This window comes from Arenicella sp. 4NH20-0111, from assembly GCF_040366405.1.
GTDB lineage: Bacteria > Pseudomonadota > Gammaproteobacteria > Arenicellales > Arenicellaceae > Arenicella.
Map to the genome: position 1 here is coordinate 228401 of NZ_BAABWF010000007.1, position 23074 is coordinate 251474.

The following is a 23074-nucleotide window of genomic DNA, read 5'->3' on the forward strand; positions in this document are numbered from 1 at the left end:
AACTTGTCCGACTTGCAATCGGCGCACGCATCTTACTTTTCACCACCTAATTCCTCGTAAAGTACATAAGCGCACGCACTTTAAAAAGAAGTTTTCCAAAGATCAGCTGAACCAAGGTGTCAACCTGTGCAGAACGTGCCATAGCGGGATCCACACACGGTTTAGTGAAATCACCCTCGCCAAGGACCTCAATACCCTAACGGCCCTACAAAAAAACGAAGAATGTATTAAGTTCTTTAGCTGGGTCTCCAAACAACGTATCCGTTAGACACAACCTATACAGGCCTTAATGTAAGGTTCTTGAGCCTCAACGTCCAATAAAACAACAGTATGTCACACACTATCGAAATGCATGAAGAATTCAGGTGCAGTCGCTCACCCATTGACGTCTTCACATACATAACGGATTTTTCGAGAATAGATGAATGGGACCAAACCATAAGCTCAGCGCAAAAAAGAAGCCCAGGCGCAATCACGCTCGGCACCCAGTTTTCTCTCATTTACACGCTCGGCCCTAAACGAATTCCCATCGAGTATGAAATCACGAAATTTGAACCAAATCATAGTGCTGTGCTAGTGGGTAAGGCTAAGAACTTTACAGCAACAGACACGATCCGAATTACGCCTATGGAGCAAGGCTGTCATGTTTCTTGGCAGGCGGTAGTTCAGTTCACCGGCGCTTCATCGAGCTTCGCGCCTCTCGTTAAAAAGAAAATAATAACGTCGGGCAGACAAACTATTCGCAACCTTGCAAACGCTCTTGAGGATAATTATCCACTGCCGAGACTCAGCATTTTAAAGTCGATTGCCGATACTCTTGTCATACCTGGTGTAGCCACGTTCACTAAATATGGCTATACCTTTTCTAAGAAAAACTGGAATCCAGTCACCAACAACGTGCAAGGCCAGCACATGGTGATCACCGGAGCCACCTCCGGTTTAGGGCTTGTAACCGCTTACGCCTTAGCCCACAGAGGAGCCACACTGACCTTAGTGGCAAGAGACAAGTTGAAAGCTGAATCGGTGAAGTCTGAAATCGTAAAACAGACAGGCAACGGCAACATCAATCTTGAAATCGCGGATTTGTCAGAAATTGGCCAGACCATAGACTTAGCGAAGCGGCTCAATTCCTCAGGCACCCCAATTGATGTTCTCATCAACAACGCAGGTGCGTTGCTAAATCGACGTTTAGAAAACTCCGAAGGCATCGAAACTTCGTTTTCGTTGCTGCTCTTAAGCCCTGTTATATTGACGGAACTGCTGAAACCCTTATTGGGCAAACGGAACGTTAGTCGAGTAATCAATGTTTCATCTGGCGGCATGTACGCTAAGGGCATAGAGCTCGACAACCTAGAATCGACTCAAGGCAGCTATTCAGGAGCGGCAGCGTATGCTCGAAGCAAAAGAGGCCTTGTGTTGGCTGGCCAATATTGGGCTAAACATTGGAGCAAAGACAGCATTATCGTTCACAATATGCATCCGGGTTGGGCGCAAACACCTGGCGTAGAGAAGAGCTTACCTGAATTCAATAAAAAGATGCAGCGCACCTTACGCACTCCTGAGCAAGGCGCAGACACCATAATATGGCTTGCCTGTGCCAGTGAAGTGGTTAAAAAAAGTGGCTTATTCTGGTTAGACCGGCAACCCCACTCCATTCATCTGACAAAAAGAACACAAGAAAGTGCGGCTACTCGCCAACAGCTCTTTATAAAGTTGCGTGAATACGGCGATCGATTTAGTGTTAAATTAGAGTTGGGGGATGAATCAAGAGGAGAAATCGATGACTGAAAGCAACCGACAGCTTAGCCCGTTCGAGCAAACATTCGAGCAACTTCCGACGACGCTCCCAATTTTCCCCTTACCCAATGCTCTGCTGGTTCCTGGCGGCAAGCTCCCGTTGAATATATTCGAGACTCGGTACCTGAATATGATCAATGATGCTTTAAGAGGCGATCGGCTTGTGGGCATGGTTCAACCGCGCCCAGAGCCGAAAAACATTAAGGATGCCGCCACGCCGAGTGTGTTTGAAATCGGCTGTGCAGGCAGAATAATTGACTATTCAGAGACTCAAGACGGTCGAATTGAAATCGTATTAAATGGAATTTGCCGGTTCTCCATCACAGAGGAAGTATCTAGCATAAGAGGCTACAGAATGGTTTTACCTGACTGGGATCCCTTTAAAAATGACTACTTGGCGGATAAAGAACCAGCAAAAGCGACGGTGGAAATTTTCATTAATGCCCTGAGGAGCTTCTTAGATGGCCACGATATGCCCGCGGATTGGGAACTTTTTGAGAAGCTCAGCACCAACGATTTGGTAAACAGCTTGATGAATGTACTTCCAATCGAGACCGGAGAAAGGCAAATACTTTTAGAGTCCAGCTCGCTGGACACGCGTATACGTACATTTACCGCGATTCTAGCGGGAACCGTTTCTGATTCCCAAACGCGTCACTGATGCTACCTTAATTGGGCACTCAGGCCGACAGGCCCTATATGGCCCGCTAGTCGTTCAGGCCGATCCGCTCGATTTTCCAATGCGCTCTTTCTCGCACGTATCTATGCCTTTGGTGTGGATTAAGATTAAGGTCTAAGTGATCAACCTCAGTTACCACCAACTTCAACATCACAAAACTCTCAGGCGCACCGTCACTTAGGACTTTCGCGTTTACATCCCCTTCGAGCTCTCCTAACGTATTGGCAAAGAACGAAGACCTCGTTGCGTAAGACAATGAACGCCATAACGCCAGGCGCTCAACCTGATCTCTTGTAGCATGCCCCACGGAGACGAGTTCACCCGAAAAGCGAAACTGTTGCCGAGCATCAACCAGATACCAAACTATTTGCGAACGCTTGTCGTGTCGAACTTGCTTAAGTTTTGCACTTTGCCCATCGGTTGCCATCAATAAGCTTTCGCCATCGTCCGCAAACCCACGGAAAACTAGTGTTCTGACTTGAGCACCCAGCTTAGGGTCAAACGTGGCTAGTTGAACGAAGCTGGCGGTATTATGATTTACAGCCTTGTCTCTAGCCCGCTCCAAGATTAATCGCCATCCTACGGTGTCCACAATCTCGCCCATATCAAGCAGTCTCTAAGCGCCACTTCCGATAGCGCTTGGCTTGCTTGGATACCTTCAGTCGATCACGCAGAACAGCCACTATCGGGCTCGCATTTCTATCACTCTTTTGACCTTTCGATACTCGGCTCAGTTGATGCTTTGTTAAAGCCATCGTAGCCAAAGCTCCTAATGTTCGGTTCTTCCATTCAACCCTTGGCAAATCGACCTCCTGTAGCCGGCCGTCTCGCCACTCGTTTGGCAAATCTGAGTGATAGGCTAGCGCGGTAGCGATTCCTAACATCTGCACCGCTGGCAATGCACCGCTTTCAGCCAGCGCCTGCTCGGCTACCTGTTTCCGTGTAATACCTCCGGTAACCATGATCGGCACGTCCACGACAGCAGCGATCTCACGAGCGAAGTCGATAAAGTATGCCTCTCTCTTACCGCGGCTGTTGTCGGCAGGGTTTCCCTGCATCGCAGGACTCTCATACGAGCCTCCGGACAGCTCTATCAGATCGACACCCATGTGGTTAAGCTCCGATACGACCCATTTAGCATCATGTGCATCAAATCCACCTTTCTGAAAATCCGCCGAATTCAACTTCACACTCACGCAAAATGTCGGAGCCACTGTCGCTCGCACCGCGTTGACGATCTCAAATAGAAACCGTGCTCGGTTTTCCAATGAACCACCCCACTTATCCTCTCTTCTGTTTACCAAAGGGGATAAGAATTGACTAATCAAATACCCATGCGCGCCATGAATTTGAACTCCGGTAAAGCCCGAACGTTCAGCAAGACTCGCGGTCCTGGCAAAGCGCTGGATAATATCGGTAATTTCATCGTCTAGTAGAGCTCGCGGTTGCGCAAACATTTTCGAAAAATTGCCCAGATCTAACGCAACATCAGAAGGAGACAGTCCTTGTTCATCCAAATTTGCGTAAATCTGACGTCCTGGATGACTGATTTGCATCCAGAAATGGTTGCCGTTCTGAGTTCCGGCCTTGGCCCAAGCCTCGAACAAACGAATATGTTCATCATTCTGCAATACCACGCCCCCAGCGCCAGTCAGCGCATTCGGAGAGACCATCACGTTGCCGGTCAGTAACAAGCCCGCGCCTCCCTCTGACCATTGCCTGTACAGAGCACAAAGCTGCTGCCCAGGTAACTGGCCATACTCAGCCATATTTTCTTCCATGGCAGCTTTGCACAAACGATTCTTAATTGTCGCCCCGTTCGGTAACGCAAGTGTTGAAAAGAGTTGGCTATTCGTCATTTACATTTCTCATTAATGGCTGTCTCGATGAAGTTGCGCCTAAGTGTAGGCAAGACTGAAGCATATAGAAATACCAATGATAACGACAACACGCCATAGACGACGTGAAATGCACTTTTCACTACCCAGCGAAATCAATTGAAGTTAGGATATCGTCTTTACTATTAACTCTATACGTGGTCCTTAAAATGCGAACTGCCCTCACTATCCTGTTGAGTTTATTATTATTGAGCTCGAACACCCTTTTTGCCGAAGGCAAACAAAAAGCAGTGCTAATCACAGGCGCCAGTTCAGGACTGGGTCTTAAAATGACTGAGCTGTTAAGTACAAGTGGTTTTTTTGTTTACGCCACCGCGCGAAAAGACGCTGACTTAAAACGTCTAGACAGCATGAAAAACGTTGAAGCGATAAAACTAGATGTATTAAAGCCCGACCAAATTGAAGCAGCCGTGACTCAGGTTTCCAACGCAGGGCGCGGCCTGTACGGTTTAATCAATAATGCTGGAGTGGCCATATTCGGCCCGATGATTGAAGTACCCGTAGAGGAGCTCGATTACCAACTTGACGTTAACGTTCTAGGGCCATACAGAGTTTTGCAAGCTTTCGCTCCGATGATCATCGAGAGCAAAGGTAGAATCGCCACAACCGGCTCCATCGCCGGCACGCTAGCCAGTTCCATGTTCGGTCACTACAGCATGAGCAAACATGCAATTGAAGCTTATACCGACAGTTTAGCGTCTGAGATGGAACGGTTTGGCGTTCACGTTAGCGTCATCGAACCCGGTAATTACGCTTCAAACATCGGGCAGACCGCCAAGCAACGAATACTGAAAAGCAACTATTGGACCAATGAGAGCCGATATAAGCAAGACAGAGATGGCATGCTGGCTGGATTAGATCAGGTTCTTAAGGGAGCTGACCCCCTACCCGTAGCCGAAGCTGCTTTGGCCATAATGCAAAGCGATAATCCAAAACGCCGCTACATGGTGGTGCCGAATGAAGGCCAGGCGCAACTAACGCTCAGACGAAGCATGCGAAAGCTGCTTGAACAAAATCAAAATCAGCAATTCAAGTTTACAAATGCAGAGTTACGAACAATGTTCGAGGAAGAAGTCAATAAAATCGAACAATGATAAGAGTATTTTAGAATGAGCGAATTCATCTCTTTTCTACATGAAGTCTTCGCCGACTTTGGAGAAATAAGTACGCGAAAAATGTTTGGTGGTTACGGCGTCTACCATCAAGGACTTATGTTTGGGTTGGTAGCAGACGATGAGCTTTATCTTAAAAATGACGCCCAGACATCTGCTATTTTTGATCAACACAATCTAGAAGCATTCGAATATTCTAAGAATGATAAAACAGTCAAGATGTCCTACAGCCAAGCCCCTGAAGCGATCTTTGATGATCCGATTGAAGCTAATAAGTGGGCAACCTTGGCGTTTGAAGCTGCACTTAGGTCAGCGTCAAACAAGAAGCAAAAGAAGAAATGATTTACTAATTAACCCCAATTCCCGCTTGGAATTGGGGTTTGGTATTGTCTAATACCCTACTCCAATGTCCCTATCTAAACCATCAGAAACTTTCTAGACCTTATCCCCAGTGCGTAACTCAAAGTCTGACGCATCATGCCGTTCAGCGAGTTGACCACTTAGATCGCCCCACACACGGTTTACCATCTTGCCTCTTTGAACCGCCGGCCTTGCTTCAATTTCTCTCGCCCAACGCATTACATTGGTATAGGAATCTGTGTCCAAAAACTCAGCTGCGCTATAAACAACATTTAGCACTAACGCGCCGTACCAAGGCCATATCGCCATATCTGCGATCGTGTATTCATCTCCAGCGATAAAGCGATTGGTCGCTAACTGCTTATCTAAAACATCCAACTGTCGTTTCACCTCCATGCTAAAACGGTCGATGCAATACTCGATTTTCATCGGTGCATAGGCGTAAAAATGCCCAAACCCACCGCCCAAATAGGGCGCAGACCCCATCTGCCAAAACAGCCAATTTAATGTTTCAATTCGCTCTCGCGAAGCCGTAGGTAAAAAAGCGCCAAATTTTTCAGCTAGATGAAGCAAAATAGAACCTGACTCAAATACACGCAGCGGCTCTTCCTCACTTCGGTCAACTAGAGCAGGTATTTTTGAGTTAGGATTTATGTCGACAAACCCGCTGCCAAACTGGTCCCCGTCGGTAATCCGTATTAAATGAGCGTCATACTCCGCACCAGTGAATCCCGCCTCAAGCAGTTCTTCAAACATCACGGTTACCTTAACGCCATTGGGGGTGGCCAATGAATAGAGTTGAAATGGATGCTTACCTACGGGCAATTCTTTCTCATGCGTTGAGCCAGACATTGGACGATTTATCTTAGCGAACTCGCCGCCGTTCTCAGCGTCCCAGCTCCAAACTTTAGGGGGAGTATAGTCTGCAGGTTGATTAGATGTGCTCATGATAGTTTCAGGGTCTTTGTGAATTTCGATTAGTGGTCAACTAGTTGACCGTATAAGTAGGATATATCTGGCAAAAGGCTTGTATTTCAAGCATTACCTGACGCAAAAGTAATAATTCAATACGTGCTTTATCAATTACAATTAAGGCTTAAGATAAATAAAAACAATACAGACCCTACCCATGACGAACAAAGTAATCTCCTCCGTACTTTCCCTATTGCTAATAACGCTTCTTGTCCACTCAACAGCACATGCACAAAAAGTCATGAGCAAAGAAGAGTTTGTCAATATGCAGCTAAAAATGATAGAAGGTGCGCAACAAATGCAAGAAGAATTAGGCGAGCGCAATAGAAAGATGTTGAAAGAAGCGCTCCCCAAAGAAGACTTCGAAAAACTTATGGCTGAAGATCAAGAGTACGAAGCTCAAGCAAAAGCGCAAACAGCAGAATGTCTAGGCATCAGCGAACAAGAACTAGAATTATATGAAAATTCTTTCAACGAAGAATTTCAGCTTGAGCTCGTTAAGTCCTGTTCGTCAGAACTGCCCGAATCAATAACGGTAAAGAGCATGAATTGGTCCGATAACACTGACTTAGAAGCCTTTCAAGCGTGCACCGAAGCTGAAGTGGCAAAGCGAACTAAAATTCCACAGAAGAAATTAAAGGAATGCAGTGAATCAAACGAAGACCGTTCTTACTGATTCATCGAAGTAAGTTTGGAATTAGCAGACGGCACTCAATTTGTCGATCTGTCTTTAGACAGGTCGGTTCATGCGCGAATCAACGGCATAGGAACTTTCGCCTAAATAGTTATACAACGTAGAGTGGAATCTAACATAGAAGATTCAAAGACAATAGCGCCTGTTAAATCAATGATGTTTGCTATCACAGAGAGGGAAGAACGGCGAACGCTCAATATCAAAATGAGCCCCCGTTAATCCGACTGCCTCTGCAAAAGCTGGGCAGCCACGCCAGACCTATTATGGACCGTCTGCCTAAATATGTGTAAACGTTGGGATTTGACCTGATAGCTAAAAAGATGAGGCTCGAAAAGGTCTGACAATGGCTGTAAGATATTCAAAGCGGTCAAAAGTAAACTAAACTACATCTTTGATCCCTTTAGTTTATTCAGAGCGAAATGGAAAACCTACTCAACAAGATCAAAAATAAACTCGGCGAAAGCAGTGTATTGCCATTCTCTGTTTATTCATCTACCTTCGAGCAAAAGCTATTAAATGTACCTATTGCCAAGCCCCTTTTAATAATCGTGATTAGTGGTGATAAAGAGTTGGGCAAGACTAACGATATTCATTGTGCCGCAGGTCAATTCGTCTTCTTATCGGATAGCCCTGCGATTGATATGCGAAATATTCCAAAAAATGCGGAGTATTTCGCACTGCTGATTGAATTTGAGCACAATGATTTTAGCGGCATGCCAATTGAATACGCTAATCCGTTGGACTATTTCATAGGCGATATGGCTCCTGAACTGGAAAATTGCATTGGACAGTTTGTGGATTGTGTCTCGTGGGCAACCGCAGATATTTTGATCTCTAGGAAACGAGAGATACTTAACTTGCTCTATAGTCTTGGACACAAAGAAGTATTGTCCATAATGACTGGTGCGAAAATTAGCCACCGATTACATGACTTGTTTCATCATAAAAATTTTCAAGATATCACTGCTAGTTCCATTTGTGATCGTTTCGCTATGAGTGAATCTACATTGCGTAGAAAGTTAAGAGCCGAAGGAACAAGCATCCAAGATATAAAAGATCGAGCCCGACTAGGACATGCTTTACATTTGTTACAAACAACTAATGACCCTATTGGTATCGTCTCAGATAAATGCGGCTATCACTCACAATCTCGATTTACTGAACGGTTTAAAGGCCATTTTGGCTTGACGCCCACCGAGCTCAAAAAAACTAAGTTGACCGAATAAGGCGAAATAGTGGCTGCTTTGAATCTAATTTGAGAGAGGTCTAGTGCGTACTATGCATTTTCAACTAACAATGCATATATGAGGTTTCTCATGCACACTATACTTAAACTATTCGTTTCTTTAACACTTACGCTACCATTGCTCGCACAGGCTGGCTCATTTGCTCTACACAGTAACGATATCCGTAAAGGAGAATTTATGGATAATAAACATGAGTTCAATGGCTTCGGTTGTACTGGTGGTGACTTGTCCCCCCATTTGAAGTGGGAGAATGCGCCAGAGGGTACGAAGAGCTTTGCGATTACAGTCTACGACCCCGATGCGCCGACTGGCAGTGGTTGGTGGCATTGGCAAGTAGTTAACGTGCCAACCTCAGTGACAGAGCTCGAAACTGGCGCGGGCTCGACAAACACAAACCTCTCATTTAAAGGAAGCCGGCAAATCAGTAATGACTATGGTATTGAAGGCTTTGGTGGAGCTTGTCCGCCAGAAGGTCATGGAGTACATCGTTACCGTTTTACTGTACACGCTCTATCGGTGAATAAACTTGAGCTACCAGAAAATGCATCTGGCGCTCTTACTGGTTATATGATCAACCAACATACAATCGAATCTAGTTCAATCGAATCGTTGTATGAAAGGAAATAACTTTGCCGCTAGTCTCGTTGAGCTTTTATTGCTCGGCGAGACCTGCTTTATTTAGAATATGAAAAACTTGATAATTCAACTCATTCTTCATATTAAGCGCCTAGGAGAAAACTTTGGAATCTTACCTTAGGTTAGTACGACTTTACTCGTGCACCGCGATTGAGTAAATATTTGTTGCAGAAAAGATATAGACGAACGCAATAATGTTGCGATACTGATTTGATGAAAAACCTGACATTACCTTTAGATGTTGATGCTCCAGATTTTGGTGTATTACCGGCCTTGGTGGTACCTTGTGCCCAAGACTCAATTCCCAATTTTAATCAAAAACTGTATCGACTCTACTATGTACTTGGTGAGCAAATTTTAGCTAACGTCGACGGTCGTAAAAGGAAACTCGTTAGCGGAGACCTGATTGCTCTGGCACCAGATGAATTGATTATTTTTGAACACGAAGTTGATCTTTTATCTGTCGCATTTCATTATCATTTTTTCTGTATCCATATTCGCAAAGATGAGTTTTTTTGTGACGGTATTGTGTTTAATAGGCCAAAGCATTCTCCAGTATGTAACGTGCCTGATACCACGCGCGAACTTATAGAGAACTCCTTTAATGAAATCCGTCAATCGCTTAGTAAGCCTTCTCCCCTTACAAATTCTCGTGCTCTTTCTGCGCTGCATACTCTATTACTACAAGCGGCAGAATTTATGCTTCAGGAAAAAAATAGTGGCGAAACGAAAGATATCTCGGTGAGAAAGTCGGACTTAACGAAAAGGTTCGAGAACATTTTGGAGATCCACTTTCATTTACGACATGATGTAGAATTCTACACCGATGCTCTCAATGTTACACAGGCAACTTTGAATAGGCGATTGAAGAAAGAGTTGGGCAAAACGACATCAACTCTTATTCAAGAGCGTGTTGCAATAGAGGCGCGCCGTAAACTCAGTAGCGGGCAAACATCAATCAAGGAAGTTGCATTTATGTTGGGTTTTGGTGATCAACTCTATTTTTCTAGATTTTTTAAAAAGCATTTCGGAGTGTCGCCGTCGGAGTATTTTCAGTAAAGATAGCCTTTTGGTGCCCATGTTTAATTTATTGTCGTGAAGGTTAACATCAAGCTCTTAAATAAATTATCACTTCTCTGGGTCTGATATCATCAAACGAAGCGTGACCATCTATTTCTCTGTTAGATAAACCCTATGGAATTATCGTAGTTCACCCAGCGAATGTTTAATCTTCCCGCTCACGTCTTAAAGGCCAGCCTTTTACGCAAACATAAATCGCTTCTTTGCGAATAAAGACAATTAAATCTCTCCTGTCTATCTTGTTTCATGCCGATAAATTATCGGTCGCACCAGTATGGTGAATAATAATTAGTACGCGTAATTTTTGTCGATTTTGTCCATGCTTTTGATGGTTCTTGAAATTCAAAACTTAGCGAATGGAAACTAATATTGATTCATCGAAATAATTCATGCACCGAGAAAAAATATGTCTCAAGAAAATGTAGCGATGATTAAAGACACAGTCTTAAATTACCTAGAAGGAATTCGCTCTGCCAATGCAGAACGTATTAACGACGCGTTTTACTCTAGCGTAAATCTGAGTTCAGTAGACGAGTCAGGCAATCTGGTTCTGACTCCGAAAGACTCATTAATCGCTTATGCCACAGGTCCGGATATTCCCAAAAATACAAGCGAAATTATGAACGTTGAAGTCATCAACGATATGGCGTTTGTTAAAGCAAGAATCGATTTGCCCGAGTATCAGTTTTATGACTTTCTGACCTTACTCAAACTCAACACCGGTTGGAAAATTGTCAGCAAGACCTACACGACAGTCTATCCATAGCTTGCATTATCAAATTACATCTATTCAACCAGTTTGGAGAACTTCTATGAAGAAACCATCTTTAGTTAAATACACCATCCTACTCGCATTTTTTCTTATCTCTGCTTCTCAGTACCTCACGGCACAAGAATCAGAGTCTGAACTTGAGCTGGCGATAGCTATTACCCCAGATAATAAAGGCTTAGAATGGTTGGCTTGCCCAGACTTTCTACCCTGTACCTTCGCAATTTTACGCGGCGAACTTGGAGGCAATGACATGGATATCTACCTCAAATTTCCAAGCAAAGCAGATATTCCTTTTCACACCCACACTTCAACAGAACGGATGATTATGATTGAGGGGGAATTTGAAACAACCTATGTAGGCCAAGACAGAGTGACTCTAAAAAAAGGCGACTACGCGTTTGGCCCAGCTGGTTTGGCCCATGATGGTTATTGCGCTAGCGAAAAAGAATGCATCATGTACGTTGGTTACGATAGTCCTCTTGACGCTGTCCCATATGAAAAATGACTCGGTAGTTGCCGATACTTGAACGCCGTAGCGTAACAATGCTTCTTAAAAATGGCGCTGTGTACAGAAAGACTACCCTAATTGTCCAATCAATATTATTGCTAGTTCTTCACAGTTAATTGTTAATCCATTTCTTTGTGAACCCTTTAGTTCAAAAGCTTGTGTATGAAATCTACCACTCTTTCGAAGTGGGAAACTGCTAGTAAGATTTATATCTTGGCCCATCAACAGCGTGTAGTTTATTCAATATTACTTGAACGGAAACTAAATATGCCTACTTTTAAAACTAGCCCCCTTGTCTCTTGCGAATTATTACGCCCTCAATTGGGTTCCTCAAATTTGAAAATATTCGATGTTAGAGGTGGCTGGGGGTCGGATAGCGAAACCGCTAAGGCGGCCTATCGACAAGGACATGTTTCAGGCGCCTCATTTATTGATTGGCGACACGACTTTGTTCAAGATGATACGCCTATAAATTTGGCCTCTGTGGCAACACGAGATCAGGCTAAAGCGGCTTTTAGTCGACTTAATATTAGTTATAGTGACACGGTTGTTCTCTATGATGACTATCATCATATGCAAGCTGGACGGATCTGGTGGGCTATGAAGTATTGGGGGTTCTCAAATGTGAAGATTCTCAATGGGGGGTGGAAGCGTTGGGTTGAGCTAGGACTTGAAACGACCACTGATATACCTGAAATTTCGTCTGGTAACTTTCAGCCAGAGTTAAAATCTGATTATCGAGTGTCACTGCAAAGCCTCGTCTCCAATCTTAATGATGTAAACCTTATAGATGCACGGGGCCCAGTTGGATATGCAGGTGACTTATCTGACCCACGCACAGGCCATATTCCATCAGCGGTGAACATACCGTATTCTTTGATGCTCGATAGCGAAACCGGATTATTCAAACCTGAAGCCGAACTTCGACGAGTCTTTTTAGAAAGTTATTCAAACATATTTGACGGTGACATCGTGTCGTCTTGTGGCTCTGGCTATGCTGGAACCGTTCTGATTCTAGCGTTGGCTCAAATCGGCATTCATGCGCCATTATTTGACGGTTCTTTCACTGTTTGGAAGCAAGATACACAGCGCGTCGTCGAACAGACCAAGTAATTAATAACCCGACTCGACCTAGAAGTAATCTAATGCCCAAAACTATCTTACATATTGATTCAAGCGTCCGAATTGACGGATCAGCATCTCGTTATCTAAGTCAGCACATCGTATCGCATCTTGCGATTGGGGATCCAAATGTCCAAATTATTCGCCGTGATACAAACAAAGCCGCTTGCTTCATTGATGGTGATTGGGCCGATGCGAGTTTGACATCGAATGATGATCGAAATACGAAAATGAACGAAACGCTGAAACTTTCTGATGGGATGGTGGCTGAACTGGTCAGTGCGAGTCATATAGTCATTGGCGCTCCGTTGTACAACTTTAGTATTCCTACAACCTTAAGAGCTTGGGTTGACCATATCGCTCGCCCAGGGCTCTCGTTCTTAGCTAAGAACGATGGGTTTGAAGGCTTGCTTAAAAATAAGCAAGCCTATTTGGCCATTGTGTCTGGTAGCACCGAAATTGGGGGGGAGATGGACTACGCAACACCTTACTTGAAACAAGTTCTCAGTTTTTTTGGTATTACTGAAGTAAGTGTATTTTCAGCGTCGAATCTAATGACTAAAAATCGGGAAAATGTTCTAGAAAGGACTATTGCTAACATTGATGCCGCCTTCCGCAGTGATGCAGGAAATTGGGATTGAAAATTATAGTCAGACTCATGCTAAATAAAGCGCAGGAAGTAGTGGCCTTTGGCTAGGTACTTGATAAATATTTCTACTTTGGTCCACACAATGTTGCTACGAACGTTGAAGTTGATGTCATGCATGGGTAAATTCGAGCCCTAAAATTTATTTCCTCTTGGCTGGTATCGCTCTTTCTGCTTGGCAAAGTTGCCCTATCTGAAATAGATAAATGCACCCCCAACTATCTAGGAGGCCAGTTAAGTGCGAAGTCTCGGCTTTTTATGCGATTTACTCTTCGCTAGCGAGCCTGCTTAGTGGAATCAGACTGGTTTCCAGTTGATCAATAACTGAGATCTCGAGAATCAGTGTTTTGGCTTAGTTCATTCCTCATATTGCTGTAATTTATTGAAGAGTTGAATCTAATTTAAAGTAATTAGAAGGGTAAGAACTGAATTTAGCCAGTTATAGTATTCCGTTCTAAATGACCGTTAAGGGCAAGTAACCGACATTGGCTGTAAGACGAAATTAAAACTAGCTTTCTCAATATGTCAGTTCAAGTCTAAATTTTTACAAATAACGCGCTCATTGACACATAGAGCACTCATTCTTAAGTCAGGCATCTCGTAATTACACCCAGTTAAACACTCAATGCATGAATACGTATTCATACGTCAATCAGCGGTTCAAGCCACTGAATACGTATTCATTGCCTTGTCGTGGAACCCACTCTTTATCTACCCTGATTCAACTCGTTATCATTTCTGGTGTTATTCACTGTATTGACTAATGAGACACTCTGCTTGTATCCCTGTCTTACGCAACGGAGTCTCGCACGATGGTTGACGTTAACTATCGTCATCGCTGAAGCTCCATCTATAAGGAGCTCGGCCCTAACCAATTTCTTACACACTTGGAGTATAACTGTGAAAAAGTTAACACTTGTGGCCTTGAGCACCGCTTTAACAGCCGGTCTTGCCGCCCCTTCGCATGCCGACTGGTTTATTCGCGGCTCTCAGAATGCCTGGTCTGCCGATGCAATGACCGACATCGGTAGCAACACCTTCCTCGCCGACGATGTAACGTTTAACACCGCCGGACAATTCAAATTCGATCGATTCGGGGACTGGTCAGAAAACTACGGAGTAGGCGGCCTTAACGGCAATAACATTCAGGTCGGAGCGGGCACGTTTGACATAGAATTTTATACGGATACGAAAGACTACGCTATCAAGCCATCGAACACACACACCAGTGGCGGTTCAGATAAACAATATCACTTTCGTGGCACGCCCAACGGTTGGGCCGAAGGCACGTTGCTAACGAAGATCGATGGCACCTCTGATTATGAAATTTGCGCCAACTTTACGTCAGGCGATGGAAACGGTGGGCCGCGCTTTAAGATCGATTTAAACGGTGGCTGGGGAGCAGATGCCTTTCCCGCACAGGACGTGGCCGTCGCAAGTGGGTACGCGAACATAGTGGTGGACGGTACAAATGACAGTATTAAGACCGTCGAGGATGGCCTCGGCGTCGACTGCGATGACACCGTGCAACCAATCACAACGGACTTTCGAAATCGGACCATATACTTCACGTTTGTGGATCGATTCGCAAACGGTGATACCAGTAATGATAACGGAAACAATGCGGCAGCGACATCGACTGCCAAATCAGCGGGTGGCCTACTTGACTGGAAGAAGTATTGGGGCGGAGACATTCAGGGGCTGATAGACAAACTAGACTACCTCGAGGCATTGGGCGTGACCGCTATTTGGGTTACTCCACTTAACGATAACATTGACTCAAGTGGCAATGAAGGCGCATACCATGGCTATTGGGGGCGAGACTTCTACGAAGTCGACGAGCACAACGGCAGCTGGGCATTGGTTGACCAACTTGACGCTGCAATGGAAGCACGTGGTATGAAACTGGTGTTGGACATCGCGTTAAACCACAGTAACCAAGACGACCAATACGAGTTCGGCGCACTGTATCAAGAAGGCACGTTCTTAGCAGACCAATCGAACAGCACTTGGTACCATCAAAACGGCGCAATTGCCGACTGTTATGACAACGACCCGAATACAACGTGCAATGACGAGTACGATGACCGTTTTGACACCGTCAATAAAACACTGTTTAACCTAACCGACTTCAATCATGGCGTTAATAGCAACAGCGTTGCTGACACTTACCTCATCAACGCAGCGAAAAAATGGTTAGATCACGGAGTTGATGCGTTCCGCATCGATGCTATCAAGCACATTGAACCAAACTTTATTAATCGTTTTAGTCAGGCTGTAAGAGCCCATAAATCGGATGTTTACATATTTGGAGAATGGTTTGACGCGGGCGTCGGCAATAGCGACAGCTTAACCTTTCTGAATGAAAATCGTGGCTCAGAGCTATTGGATTTCAAACTTCGAGACGCTCTAGAAAACGTAGTTGCTGACAACATCTCTATGGTCGAGCTCAATACATTAATTGAAGCCCGTGCGGGAGCCATGAATAATCGTGAAGATTGGCAGCCCATCTTTTTGGACAATCATGACGCCACACGCACAAGTGTGTACCTGCAAACCACAGGGTTGGTGAATAAGAAAAGGCCCGGTCTTGGATTTTCAAAGGCGTTCGCCGACGCACGTCAGAACCTGGCTATGGCACTGGTAATGACCTTGCCAGGCATCCCGACGGTTTACTACGGAAGCGAGCAGAACTCAACTTGGTTCACGGCAAATGGCGATGGTGAAGTTGGTCATGATCCGTACAACCGTGAGCAGATGCCTTCATTCTCTCAAACGACGGAGGCTTTCAATATTATTAGCAGTCTCGCAAACCTGAGAAAACTGAGCCCAGCTATCGCACGCGGCACATACCAAGAAAAGTGGTTAAACGGAGATGTACTGGTATTTGAGCGTAAAGAAGGCGATGACACCGTGGTGGTGGCAGTGAACAAAGGTCCATCCACTTCAATTACGGTAAGCGCTCTTGATCTAGACAACGGCACTTACAATAGTCTAGTCGGTTCGGACAGCGTGAATGTTAATGCTGGCCAAGCTACTCTCAACTTGAGCCAAAATGAAATCATAGTGCTAAGATAATCAGAGTGTAGCCATTAAAAAGCCGAGGTGTAAGCACCTCGGCTTTTTTTGTACTGGTAAAACCATACCCTGACTATACCGCTTTAATGTGCAGGCTAATTTTAGCTGCTCACTATTTCCTCAAACTTAGAGTAATAAATATGTTCGCTGTAGCCTTCGCAGACATACACTGTCTTGTTTGGCAATGGATCAAAAATCACATCCACTCCTTCGCGTGTAATACGCTTATCGTCAGTGCCATACCAAATATCAACAGGCAACGTCAGTTTGGATAAATCCAGATGCAGCGGCGTCATGCAATACGCCATCTCATTTAATATGCCATCCAGACTTTGACGCGCGCCCTCTTTAAACACATCCGTTAAAAGTTGAATGACGCCGTTCTGTTTGAACATCTCTCGTTCAGACTCTCCCACGCTCTCCTCTAACATTGAAGGGTAATGCGCGTCCAAATTAAGGGTGACAGCCTTTAGCCATAAGGTGTAAATTTCTTTAGCAAACTGAGGAGACAGTTTCACGTACTTTGCCGCAGGCGCTAGTATTTCCGTCAAGAAGTCAGCGTGGCTATCCTCATTGAGATAAACCGGGGAGGTTAAGATTAAACGCGTTAATCGCTGGTCAGCTTGCGCGGCAAAACTCATTGCCATTTGACACGCTATGATGCTTCCCAGCACCTCATACTCATTGATATTCAAGAGATCTATAAACTCTTGTAACTGTTCATTCCACTTTTCTGGATGCCCTTCGATGAACAACGTCCTTCCCAGACCTGGCCTGTCGGGAATGATTATTCGCCTGTTAGCCGCATCACAAATGTCCTTGTAATCGTTCGGAATCGCCAAACGAGAACCAAACCCACTGTGAAAAACAATCAAAGGTCGACCGTCAGGTGGGCCATAGTCGCCATAGCTAATCACGTGGCCTGACGCCAAAGTCAATTCCTTATCACAATGATGTTCATCTGCATGCTCTAGTGTGGTGATGTCGGTGTCGAAATACGAATCCAATACTTGAGATTCATGCGTAAGAATCAAGCTAATTAGGGCCCCTTGAGATTTTGTGTTGGTCTTTCGAAAGATTGCCTTTAAATGGCTTCTCACCGTATTTTCGGTGACGAACGAGGACACAGCTATATCCTTTATGCTCTCTCCATGAACCAATCGCATCAATACGTTTTGTTCTCTTTCCGTCAGTTGATATTGCGCCACGAGCTCGTGATTGAGTTGTGTCGTTCCATCTGCGCTATTGAGCACCATCAAAATATGAAAAAGCGTTGGCTGCCCAGCCCCCTTAACTTGGCTTTGTAGAGTACGAATGTAAACTTGCTCACCATTTTGATCAAAAAAATCGAGCGCATGCATCGAGTTAAGATGGTTCAACGCATTAGAGTTAGGCGCGCCTTTAATTTGATTAACCAATTCCGGCTTAAGTGCATTCGGTCGTTGAGGTATTTGTACAAACGCAAAAAGCGACTCAGCTATCTGGTTATGATAAAGAGGCTGAAGTTGATCATCCAAGATAATCATCTGAAAGCTGCTTTTATCCAATAAGGAGTTGAAGGCATTGATCGCAACGTTGCCTTGACTGAGTCTCGATAAGATCTGCTCACCAGCTTCAAGTTCTAACAAGTTTAGCGGATCATCGACAGAGTCGGCCTCATTCAAATATTGCTGCATCATCTCAACAATATAATCATCATGCCAGCTCTCAGGCTTACCGATAATTCGATAAATCAAACTACTAAAATTTGAATCACTCATGAAAAACTATTCTTATCAAGACAAGAATACCTCGGGCTTATTTACCTGCATAGGGCGACACAAACGTCGTTCACCCGGGAAAGAGTCAAATAAATAATAAAACGCGAACAAAGCTAACGCAAACAGTCGAAAAGACATTCTTAAGAAAATTCACACGAGTAACATCACCCAGCGCCTATGCTGGACAAATGGCCACCAAAGTATCAAAGACCTATTTCCGTTAGCTCCTGGACAACTCGTTGCGCAATCAACACGGTGTTTTCGAAACTCAATCGATCCAGTTCACCTTGTTCTAGCTGACGCGTCAAATTAGAAAGCCGAGTTAGCAGTTCCGCGATGGTTTCACGCTCCTGATCAAACAAGGGCTTGGCCTGCTGATACAGCACTTCTAAGTCGGCTCGGCTGCGCATCAACTCATAATTACCACCCAGCCATTGATCGTTGCCATTTTGAGCGTCTTTAGCTTGCTCAACGATGAGAGGAATCATTTGCTTTACTTTCGGAACGATTTTACGACGCAAAAATCGCGCACGAAGATCCCGCACTAATTCGGATTTATACAAATGTACTGAGCCCAACGCCAAAGCAAATAGAGACAGCGCAGAAATTAGCTTTATCCAAAAGTTAACAGACATTATTCGTAGGTACCTTAATAACAACCATGGTGGATTTTCACCTACCAATGAGGTTCATCACGGGTAAGTTAAGACAAGCCACTTATGTTAGCATTTTCATCAATAATTGAACCTTAATATGATCACTTGAAGGCCTCTTTGCATGCACATAAACTTCGATGAATTAAGCACAAACCAGCGATATCATCTGCTAACCCAGACCATCGTACCTCGCCCCATTGCTTGGGTATTATCTCGAAACTCAGACGAAACATTAAATTTGGCTCCATTTTCATTTTTTAATGCCATGTGCTCAGACCCTCCTCTGTTAGCACTGTCGATAGGTAATAAGGAAAAGGGCGCTCCTAAAGACACCGCGGTTAACTTACTCAGTGGGCGAGAGTTCGTTATCCATATTGCCAGCACGGAAATGGCGGCTGAATTGACCAAGACGGCGGCAACTCTAGAGTACGGGGTATCAGAACTGCAAATCAGTGATTTACAATTATCCGATGACAGCAAACAGTCTATGCCCAGACTGTCCGACTGTAGTATTGCCTACCACTGCAAACTCTACGATCATCACTCAATTGGGCCAAACGGCCAAACCATCATTTACGCAGAAGTAATCAGTTTGTATATGAATGATGCCATTTGTGAAATCGACGGAACTCGCATAACAGTTGATGCAAACAGGCTCAACCCTTTGTCAAGACTGGGTGCGGCTCAATACGCAGGGATTGAGGCGGCGTTTACGGTTAAAAGACCTAAGTAAAATTCTAACGACGGTTCTTGTAGAGGCGGCTACAACAGCAGCCTCTACTGAACGTGTTTGACCTTAAAAAAACAAGCGCTTCGAACCTAAATATCGTACAGAGAAATGGGCGGTAAAAACACGTCGGCTGATTTCAATTCATCAACCACTTTCACCAACGATTGGGTACTTGCCTTGCGTTGCACCTTTAGTGCGACAACGGCGTCAGGATCATCGATCATCATTCCGGTAATGACAGCCTGGATTGAGCGGTACTGTGTATTTTTTCCGTCGATCGTCACTGTTCCATTATCGGACAATTTTACCAAAATAGATTGCTTGGATTCCGCCTTTTCCGCCGACAGTGGTTTATGAATGCCAACCCCACTCTCTCTGACGAAGCTCGCGGTCACAATAAAAAATATCAACATAATAAAGACCACGTCTAACATCGGTGTGATATCGACTTCAGACTCCCCATCGAGAGTTGATTTAACAGTGTTGTTTGCTATGCGCATACGCATTTCTCCTAAGCTTGTTGAAGGTTAAGCCTAACAACTGTCAATCAAGCTGGAAAATCACGTAAGTTAGCTCACGTTTTTCAACACTAGTAGAAATTTTGCCTTTCAACTTTCGAATATTAGGATAAAATATGGGCAGTTGTTCAAATCACGCCCTACCAAAACTCGTGTTCGAAGCCATAAAACATATCGACGTTGATCGAAAGAATTCCTTGCCCGTATCGGACTTTACGTACCGCTACCTGCAGACGGGCACGCCCGTAGTTTTCGGCGACTTGACCCACAAGTGGGCGGCCTATCATCGCTGGGACATCCCTTACTTAAAGCGGCAGTTAAGCAATAAATTAGTAAGCGTATACAGCAATAAGGTGGGGGTGAACGGAGGGAACAGCCGTAAACCGGTGATGAACATGCCTGCCAATGACTATTTTGATTTGCTGTCTCACGATGAGGACGACTTACAAATCAGGAACTTAAGCGTAGGAGAAATAGCGCCACAGATTTACGACGACTTTGAGTATCCGAGACTGGGATTAAAATACAGGCACGGCACTGGGCAACTGAGTGTTGGCGGGAAAGGGTCGATAGAAAACATGCATTATCGACCTGATATAGCCGAATCTTTTTTAAGCAACTTTGGCGACAAAATAACCGTTCTGTTAGTACGATCTGAAGAAGCTAAATACACCTATGAACCGCCGTGGAGCTTTGAGTCAATTGTTACCGTAGACTATTCTGCTGAAGGATTAAAAAAGCACCCTGCTTTGTCTAAGCTAAATGCGTATATAGCAGACCTCGCTCATGGCGACACGCTGTATATTCCATCTGAATATCGATACGCCGTTTATTATCACGGTACTAGCATAGGCCTAACAATCGCCGCTAGACCAACCTCGCCGAGCCAAAGTTTACGCTCGCGTGGAAATCAGTTAATTGTGCAACCGCTTGATAGGCTTGCGCAAAGTTTACTGGGTGCACATTGGCAACGCCGTAAGGTCCGAAAGGCCGTTCGACGTTCCAAACGTTGATCGTCGCGCGAGAATAAGTCTATTCGGCGCTTAGCTCCAAATAACATTATCAGCCGCTTCGTGCCAATCTAAATATTGTTGGCCAAACGCTTTATCTAACTCCGTTCGCTTTACTTTCAAGGTCGGTGTAAGAAAGCCGTTTTGGTCGGTCCACTGCTCATTCTGCACGACCAACGTTGATACGTTTTCAAACTTCGCTCGGGTGGCATTTAAAGACTTCACTGTATCAACCAATGAGTCGGCAATTTCAGCTTCGGACCTCCCTTGCGCAGCCTCACCTAAATTGACCAAAGCAATGGGCTGAGGTATCCCTAAACCCACAACACAAACCTGTTCAACAAATTCATTTTCAGAAATCGCTTCCTCTAGAGGGTTAGGCGTAACGAAACTCCCCTTCGACGTCTTAAACGCATCCTTAACTCGTCCAGTAACCCGCAAAAAACCCTGCTCATCGATCTCTCCACAATCGCCACTGTGCAGCCAACCATCCTTGAGTACCTCAGCTGTTTTTTCAGGGTTCTTGTAGTAACCCGCCATCATATAGGGTGAGCTCATCATGATCTCTTCCGTCTCTTGATCTATTCGTAACTCAGCCCCTGGAATGGCTCTGCCCACTGAGTCACTAGGAGAATCCAAATCAGGTGTGTTGGCAATTGAGCCACAGGTTTCGGTCATCCCGTAGGCTTCAACTAAATGGATATCCAACTTATGAAAAAACTCCTTGATAAAGGCAGGTGTGATGGCAGCGCCTGTCGCGGCTATCTCAATATCTCTAAGCCCCATTGCCGTACGTAACTTTTTCTTTACAATGCCTGAGACTACCGGGATCTTTAAAAGAAAGTTGAGTTTCTTCTCAGGCATTTGGGCTGTTACGCCCTGATAAAATTTTGTCCAAATTCTTGGTACCGCAAACAATAGGCTCGGTTGCGAATCCTGAATATTCTTAGCGAATGAAGCAAGGTTCTGTGAAAACGAAATAGACCCACCGGTGGTTATTGCCGGCACTTCAACCGCCATTCTCTCACCTACGTGATTGAGCGGTAAAAATGAGAAAAACTTTCGTTCCTTCATCGTGAACAAACCGACCCAATTAAGGTCACGCTCGTTATCCATAATGAGCGCAGGATTTCTATGGGTATGCATTACACCCTTAGGGGTTCCCGTTGTCCCCGAGGTAAACTTAATGGTCCAATTGCTGTCCAAGTCAGGCACAAAATTATTCTCTATTGGCGAATGTGCAGCCAACAAATCCGCCCAGTCTTCACCCACCGTCGGTTCAGGGTCACCCTCGTAGTGAGGAAAACGAATAACTTGTAAGTCGTCCGAAAGAGCTTGGTCGCGATCCCCCCATTTATCAAGCCGACCAATGAAAAGGGCCTTAATATCACTTAATTCAATCACTTCCTTCAATTGATCTTTAGGCAAACTAGCGTAGTACGGCACGGACACAAGGCCAGCCATCATTATGGCTAAATCAGCGAGAACCCAATGCATACAATTTTTTGAGTAAATGCCCACATGATCGCCCACCTCAAGCCCTTTCGATTTGAGTGCCGAAGCCATTTTTCTTGCTTCTTGCCCGGCCTCACGATAGGTCATGACCTTCCACTGATCGCCAAACGGCTGACGCAAAAACTCTTTATCTGGAGTTTCTGATTCCCATTTATAAAAGTGCTCGATAATGCTGGTCAGCGATTCATTCATAAGGTTTGATTTTAGGTTGTTATTTTCCACTCCAAATTATCACAGCGGATTGCTTGAGAGTAGTGAAAATATTGAGAATTGCGCGCATCAAT

General features: G+C 44.7%; 22 protein-coding genes. 15 read left to right on the top strand and 7 right to left on the bottom strand.

Annotated features, from left to right (window positions below; genetic code table 11):
• Positions 1-330 precede the first annotated feature (330 nt).
• Positions 331-1788 carry an SDR family NAD(P)-dependent oxidoreductase gene (locus ABWW54_RS15105; RefSeq protein ID WP_353413420.1) on the top strand — a complete coding sequence of 486 codons (1458 nt, stop codon included), beginning with the start codon at positions 331-333 and terminating at the stop codon, positions 1786-1788.
• Positions 1781-2458 (top strand): LON peptidase substrate-binding domain-containing protein, encoded by a 678-nt coding sequence (locus ABWW54_RS15110; protein WP_353413422.1) that lies wholly within the window; start codon positions 1781-1783, stop codon positions 2456-2458. The genes ABWW54_RS15105 and ABWW54_RS15110 overlap by 8 nt, the downstream gene beginning before the upstream one ends.
• Before the next feature lie 46 nt (positions 2459-2504).
• On the opposite strand, the gene ABWW54_RS15115 is transcribed toward ABWW54_RS15110, so the two are convergent.
• Both ABWW54_RS15115 and ABWW54_RS15120 read right to left on the bottom strand, forming a co-directional pair.
• Positions 2505-3080: a pyridoxamine 5'-phosphate oxidase family protein gene (locus ABWW54_RS15115; protein ID WP_353413424.1), complete on the bottom strand. Its 576-nt coding sequence runs from the start codon at positions 3078-3080 to the stop codon at positions 2505-2507.
• A 1-nt stretch (position 3081) separates the two neighbouring features.
• Complete coding sequence (locus ABWW54_RS15120; RefSeq protein ID WP_353413426.1) at positions 3082-4335, bottom strand: NADH:flavin oxidoreductase/NADH oxidase family protein; 1254 nt, start codon at positions 4333-4335, stop codon at positions 3082-3084.
• A gap of 188 nt (positions 4336-4523) precedes the next feature.
• Between ABWW54_RS15120 and ABWW54_RS15125 the strand changes: the two genes are divergently transcribed.
• Both ABWW54_RS15125 and ABWW54_RS15130 read left to right on the top strand, forming a co-directional pair.
• The gene (locus ABWW54_RS15125) at positions 4524-5468 is read left to right on the top strand and encodes an SDR family oxidoreductase (protein WP_353413427.1); all 945 of its coding nucleotides are present in this window, start codon (positions 4524-4526) and stop codon (positions 5466-5468) included.
• Between the two features lie 15 nt (positions 5469-5483).
• Complete coding sequence (locus tag ABWW54_RS15130; protein WP_353413429.1) at positions 5484-5828, top strand: TfoX/Sxy family protein; 345 nt, start codon at positions 5484-5486, stop codon at positions 5826-5828.
• 93 nt (positions 5829-5921) lie between these two features.
• Here ABWW54_RS15130 and yghU read toward each other — a convergent pair whose 3' ends face one another.
• The gene (gene yghU / locus ABWW54_RS15135; protein ID WP_353413431.1) at positions 5922-6794 is read right to left on the bottom strand and encodes a glutathione-dependent disulfide-bond oxidoreductase; all 873 of its coding nucleotides are present in this window, start codon (positions 6792-6794) and stop codon (positions 5922-5924) included.
• A 181-nt stretch (positions 6795-6975) separates the two neighbouring features.
• On the opposite strand from yghU, the gene ABWW54_RS15140 reads away from it, so the two are divergent.
• The 9 genes from ABWW54_RS15140 to ABWW54_RS15180 all read left to right on the top strand — a co-directional run bounded on the left by ABWW54_RS15140 (position 6976) and on the right by ABWW54_RS15180 (position 16601).
• Positions 6976-7494 carry a hypothetical protein gene (locus ABWW54_RS15140; RefSeq protein ID WP_353413433.1) on the top strand — a complete coding sequence of 173 codons (519 nt, stop codon included), beginning with the start codon at positions 6976-6978 and terminating at the stop codon, positions 7492-7494.
• A 437-nt stretch (positions 7495-7931) separates the two neighbouring features.
• The gene (locus tag ABWW54_RS15145) at positions 7932-8738 is read left to right on the top strand and encodes a helix-turn-helix transcriptional regulator (RefSeq protein WP_353413435.1); all 807 of its coding nucleotides are present in this window, start codon (positions 7932-7934) and stop codon (positions 8736-8738) included.
• A 90-nt stretch (positions 8739-8828) separates the two neighbouring features.
• Positions 8829-9386 carry a YbhB/YbcL family Raf kinase inhibitor-like protein gene (locus tag ABWW54_RS15150; protein WP_353413436.1) on the top strand — a complete coding sequence of 186 codons (558 nt, stop codon included), beginning with the start codon at positions 8829-8831 and terminating at the stop codon, positions 9384-9386.
• A 222-nt stretch (positions 9387-9608) separates the two neighbouring features.
• A complete protein-coding gene (locus ABWW54_RS15155; protein ID WP_353413438.1) occupies positions 9609-10454 on the top strand; it encodes a helix-turn-helix domain-containing protein in 846 nt (281 codons plus the stop codon).
• Positions 10455-10881: 427 nt separating this feature from the next.
• Positions 10882-11241 carry a nuclear transport factor 2 family protein gene (locus tag ABWW54_RS15160; protein WP_353413440.1) on the top strand — a complete coding sequence of 120 codons (360 nt, stop codon included), beginning with the start codon at positions 10882-10884 and terminating at the stop codon, positions 11239-11241.
• A gap of 46 nt (positions 11242-11287) precedes the next feature.
• Entirely contained in the window at positions 11288-11752 is a 465-nt protein-coding gene (locus ABWW54_RS15165) for a cupin domain-containing protein (protein WP_353413442.1), read from the top strand.
• A gap of 270 nt (positions 11753-12022) precedes the next feature.
• Positions 12023-12868, top strand: coding sequence for a sulfurtransferase (locus ABWW54_RS15170; RefSeq protein ID WP_353413444.1), 846 nt, complete (start codon positions 12023-12025; stop codon positions 12866-12868).
• Between the two features lie 32 nt (positions 12869-12900).
• Positions 12901-13518, top strand: coding sequence for an FMN-dependent NADH-azoreductase (locus ABWW54_RS15175; protein ID WP_353413445.1), 618 nt, complete (start codon positions 12901-12903; stop codon positions 13516-13518).
• A 905-nt stretch (positions 13519-14423) separates the two neighbouring features.
• On the top strand, positions 14424-16601 hold the full coding sequence (locus ABWW54_RS15180) for an alpha-amylase family glycosyl hydrolase (RefSeq protein WP_353413447.1): 2178 nt from the start codon (positions 14424-14426) through the stop codon (positions 16599-16601).
• A gap of 101 nt (positions 16602-16702) precedes the next feature.
• Here ABWW54_RS15180 and ABWW54_RS15185 read toward each other — a convergent pair whose 3' ends face one another.
• Positions 16703-18361 (bottom strand): LuxR C-terminal-related transcriptional regulator, encoded by a 1659-nt coding sequence (locus tag ABWW54_RS15185; protein WP_353413449.1) that lies wholly within the window; start codon positions 18359-18361, stop codon positions 16703-16705.
• 203 nt (positions 18362-18564) lie between these two features.
• Positions 18565-18996, bottom strand: a complete 432-nt coding sequence (locus ABWW54_RS15190) for a hypothetical protein (protein ID WP_353413451.1) — start codon at positions 18994-18996, stop codon at positions 18565-18567.
• A gap of 142 nt (positions 18997-19138) precedes the next feature.
• Between ABWW54_RS15190 and ABWW54_RS15195 the strand changes: the two genes are divergently transcribed.
• Complete coding sequence (locus ABWW54_RS15195) at positions 19139-19750, top strand: flavin reductase family protein (protein ID WP_353413452.1); 612 nt, start codon at positions 19139-19141, stop codon at positions 19748-19750.
• Positions 19751-19836: 86 nt separating this feature from the next.
• On the opposite strand, the gene ABWW54_RS15200 is transcribed toward ABWW54_RS15195, so the two are convergent.
• Positions 19837-20247 (bottom strand): ExbD/TolR family protein, encoded by a 411-nt coding sequence (locus ABWW54_RS15200; protein WP_353413454.1) that lies wholly within the window; start codon positions 20245-20247, stop codon positions 19837-19839.
• 134 nt (positions 20248-20381) lie between these two features.
• On the opposite strand from ABWW54_RS15200, the gene ABWW54_RS15205 reads away from it, so the two are divergent.
• A complete protein-coding gene (locus tag ABWW54_RS15205; RefSeq protein ID WP_353413456.1) occupies positions 20382-21278 on the top strand; it encodes a cupin-like domain-containing protein in 897 nt (298 codons plus the stop codon).
• 30 nt (positions 21279-21308) lie between these two features.
• Here the strand turns inward: ABWW54_RS15205 and ABWW54_RS15210 are convergent, their stop codons facing one another.
• Positions 21309-22982 (bottom strand): AMP-binding protein, encoded by a 1674-nt coding sequence (locus tag ABWW54_RS15210; RefSeq protein WP_353413457.1) that lies wholly within the window; start codon positions 22980-22982, stop codon positions 21309-21311.
• Positions 22983-23074 lie beyond the last annotated feature (92 nt).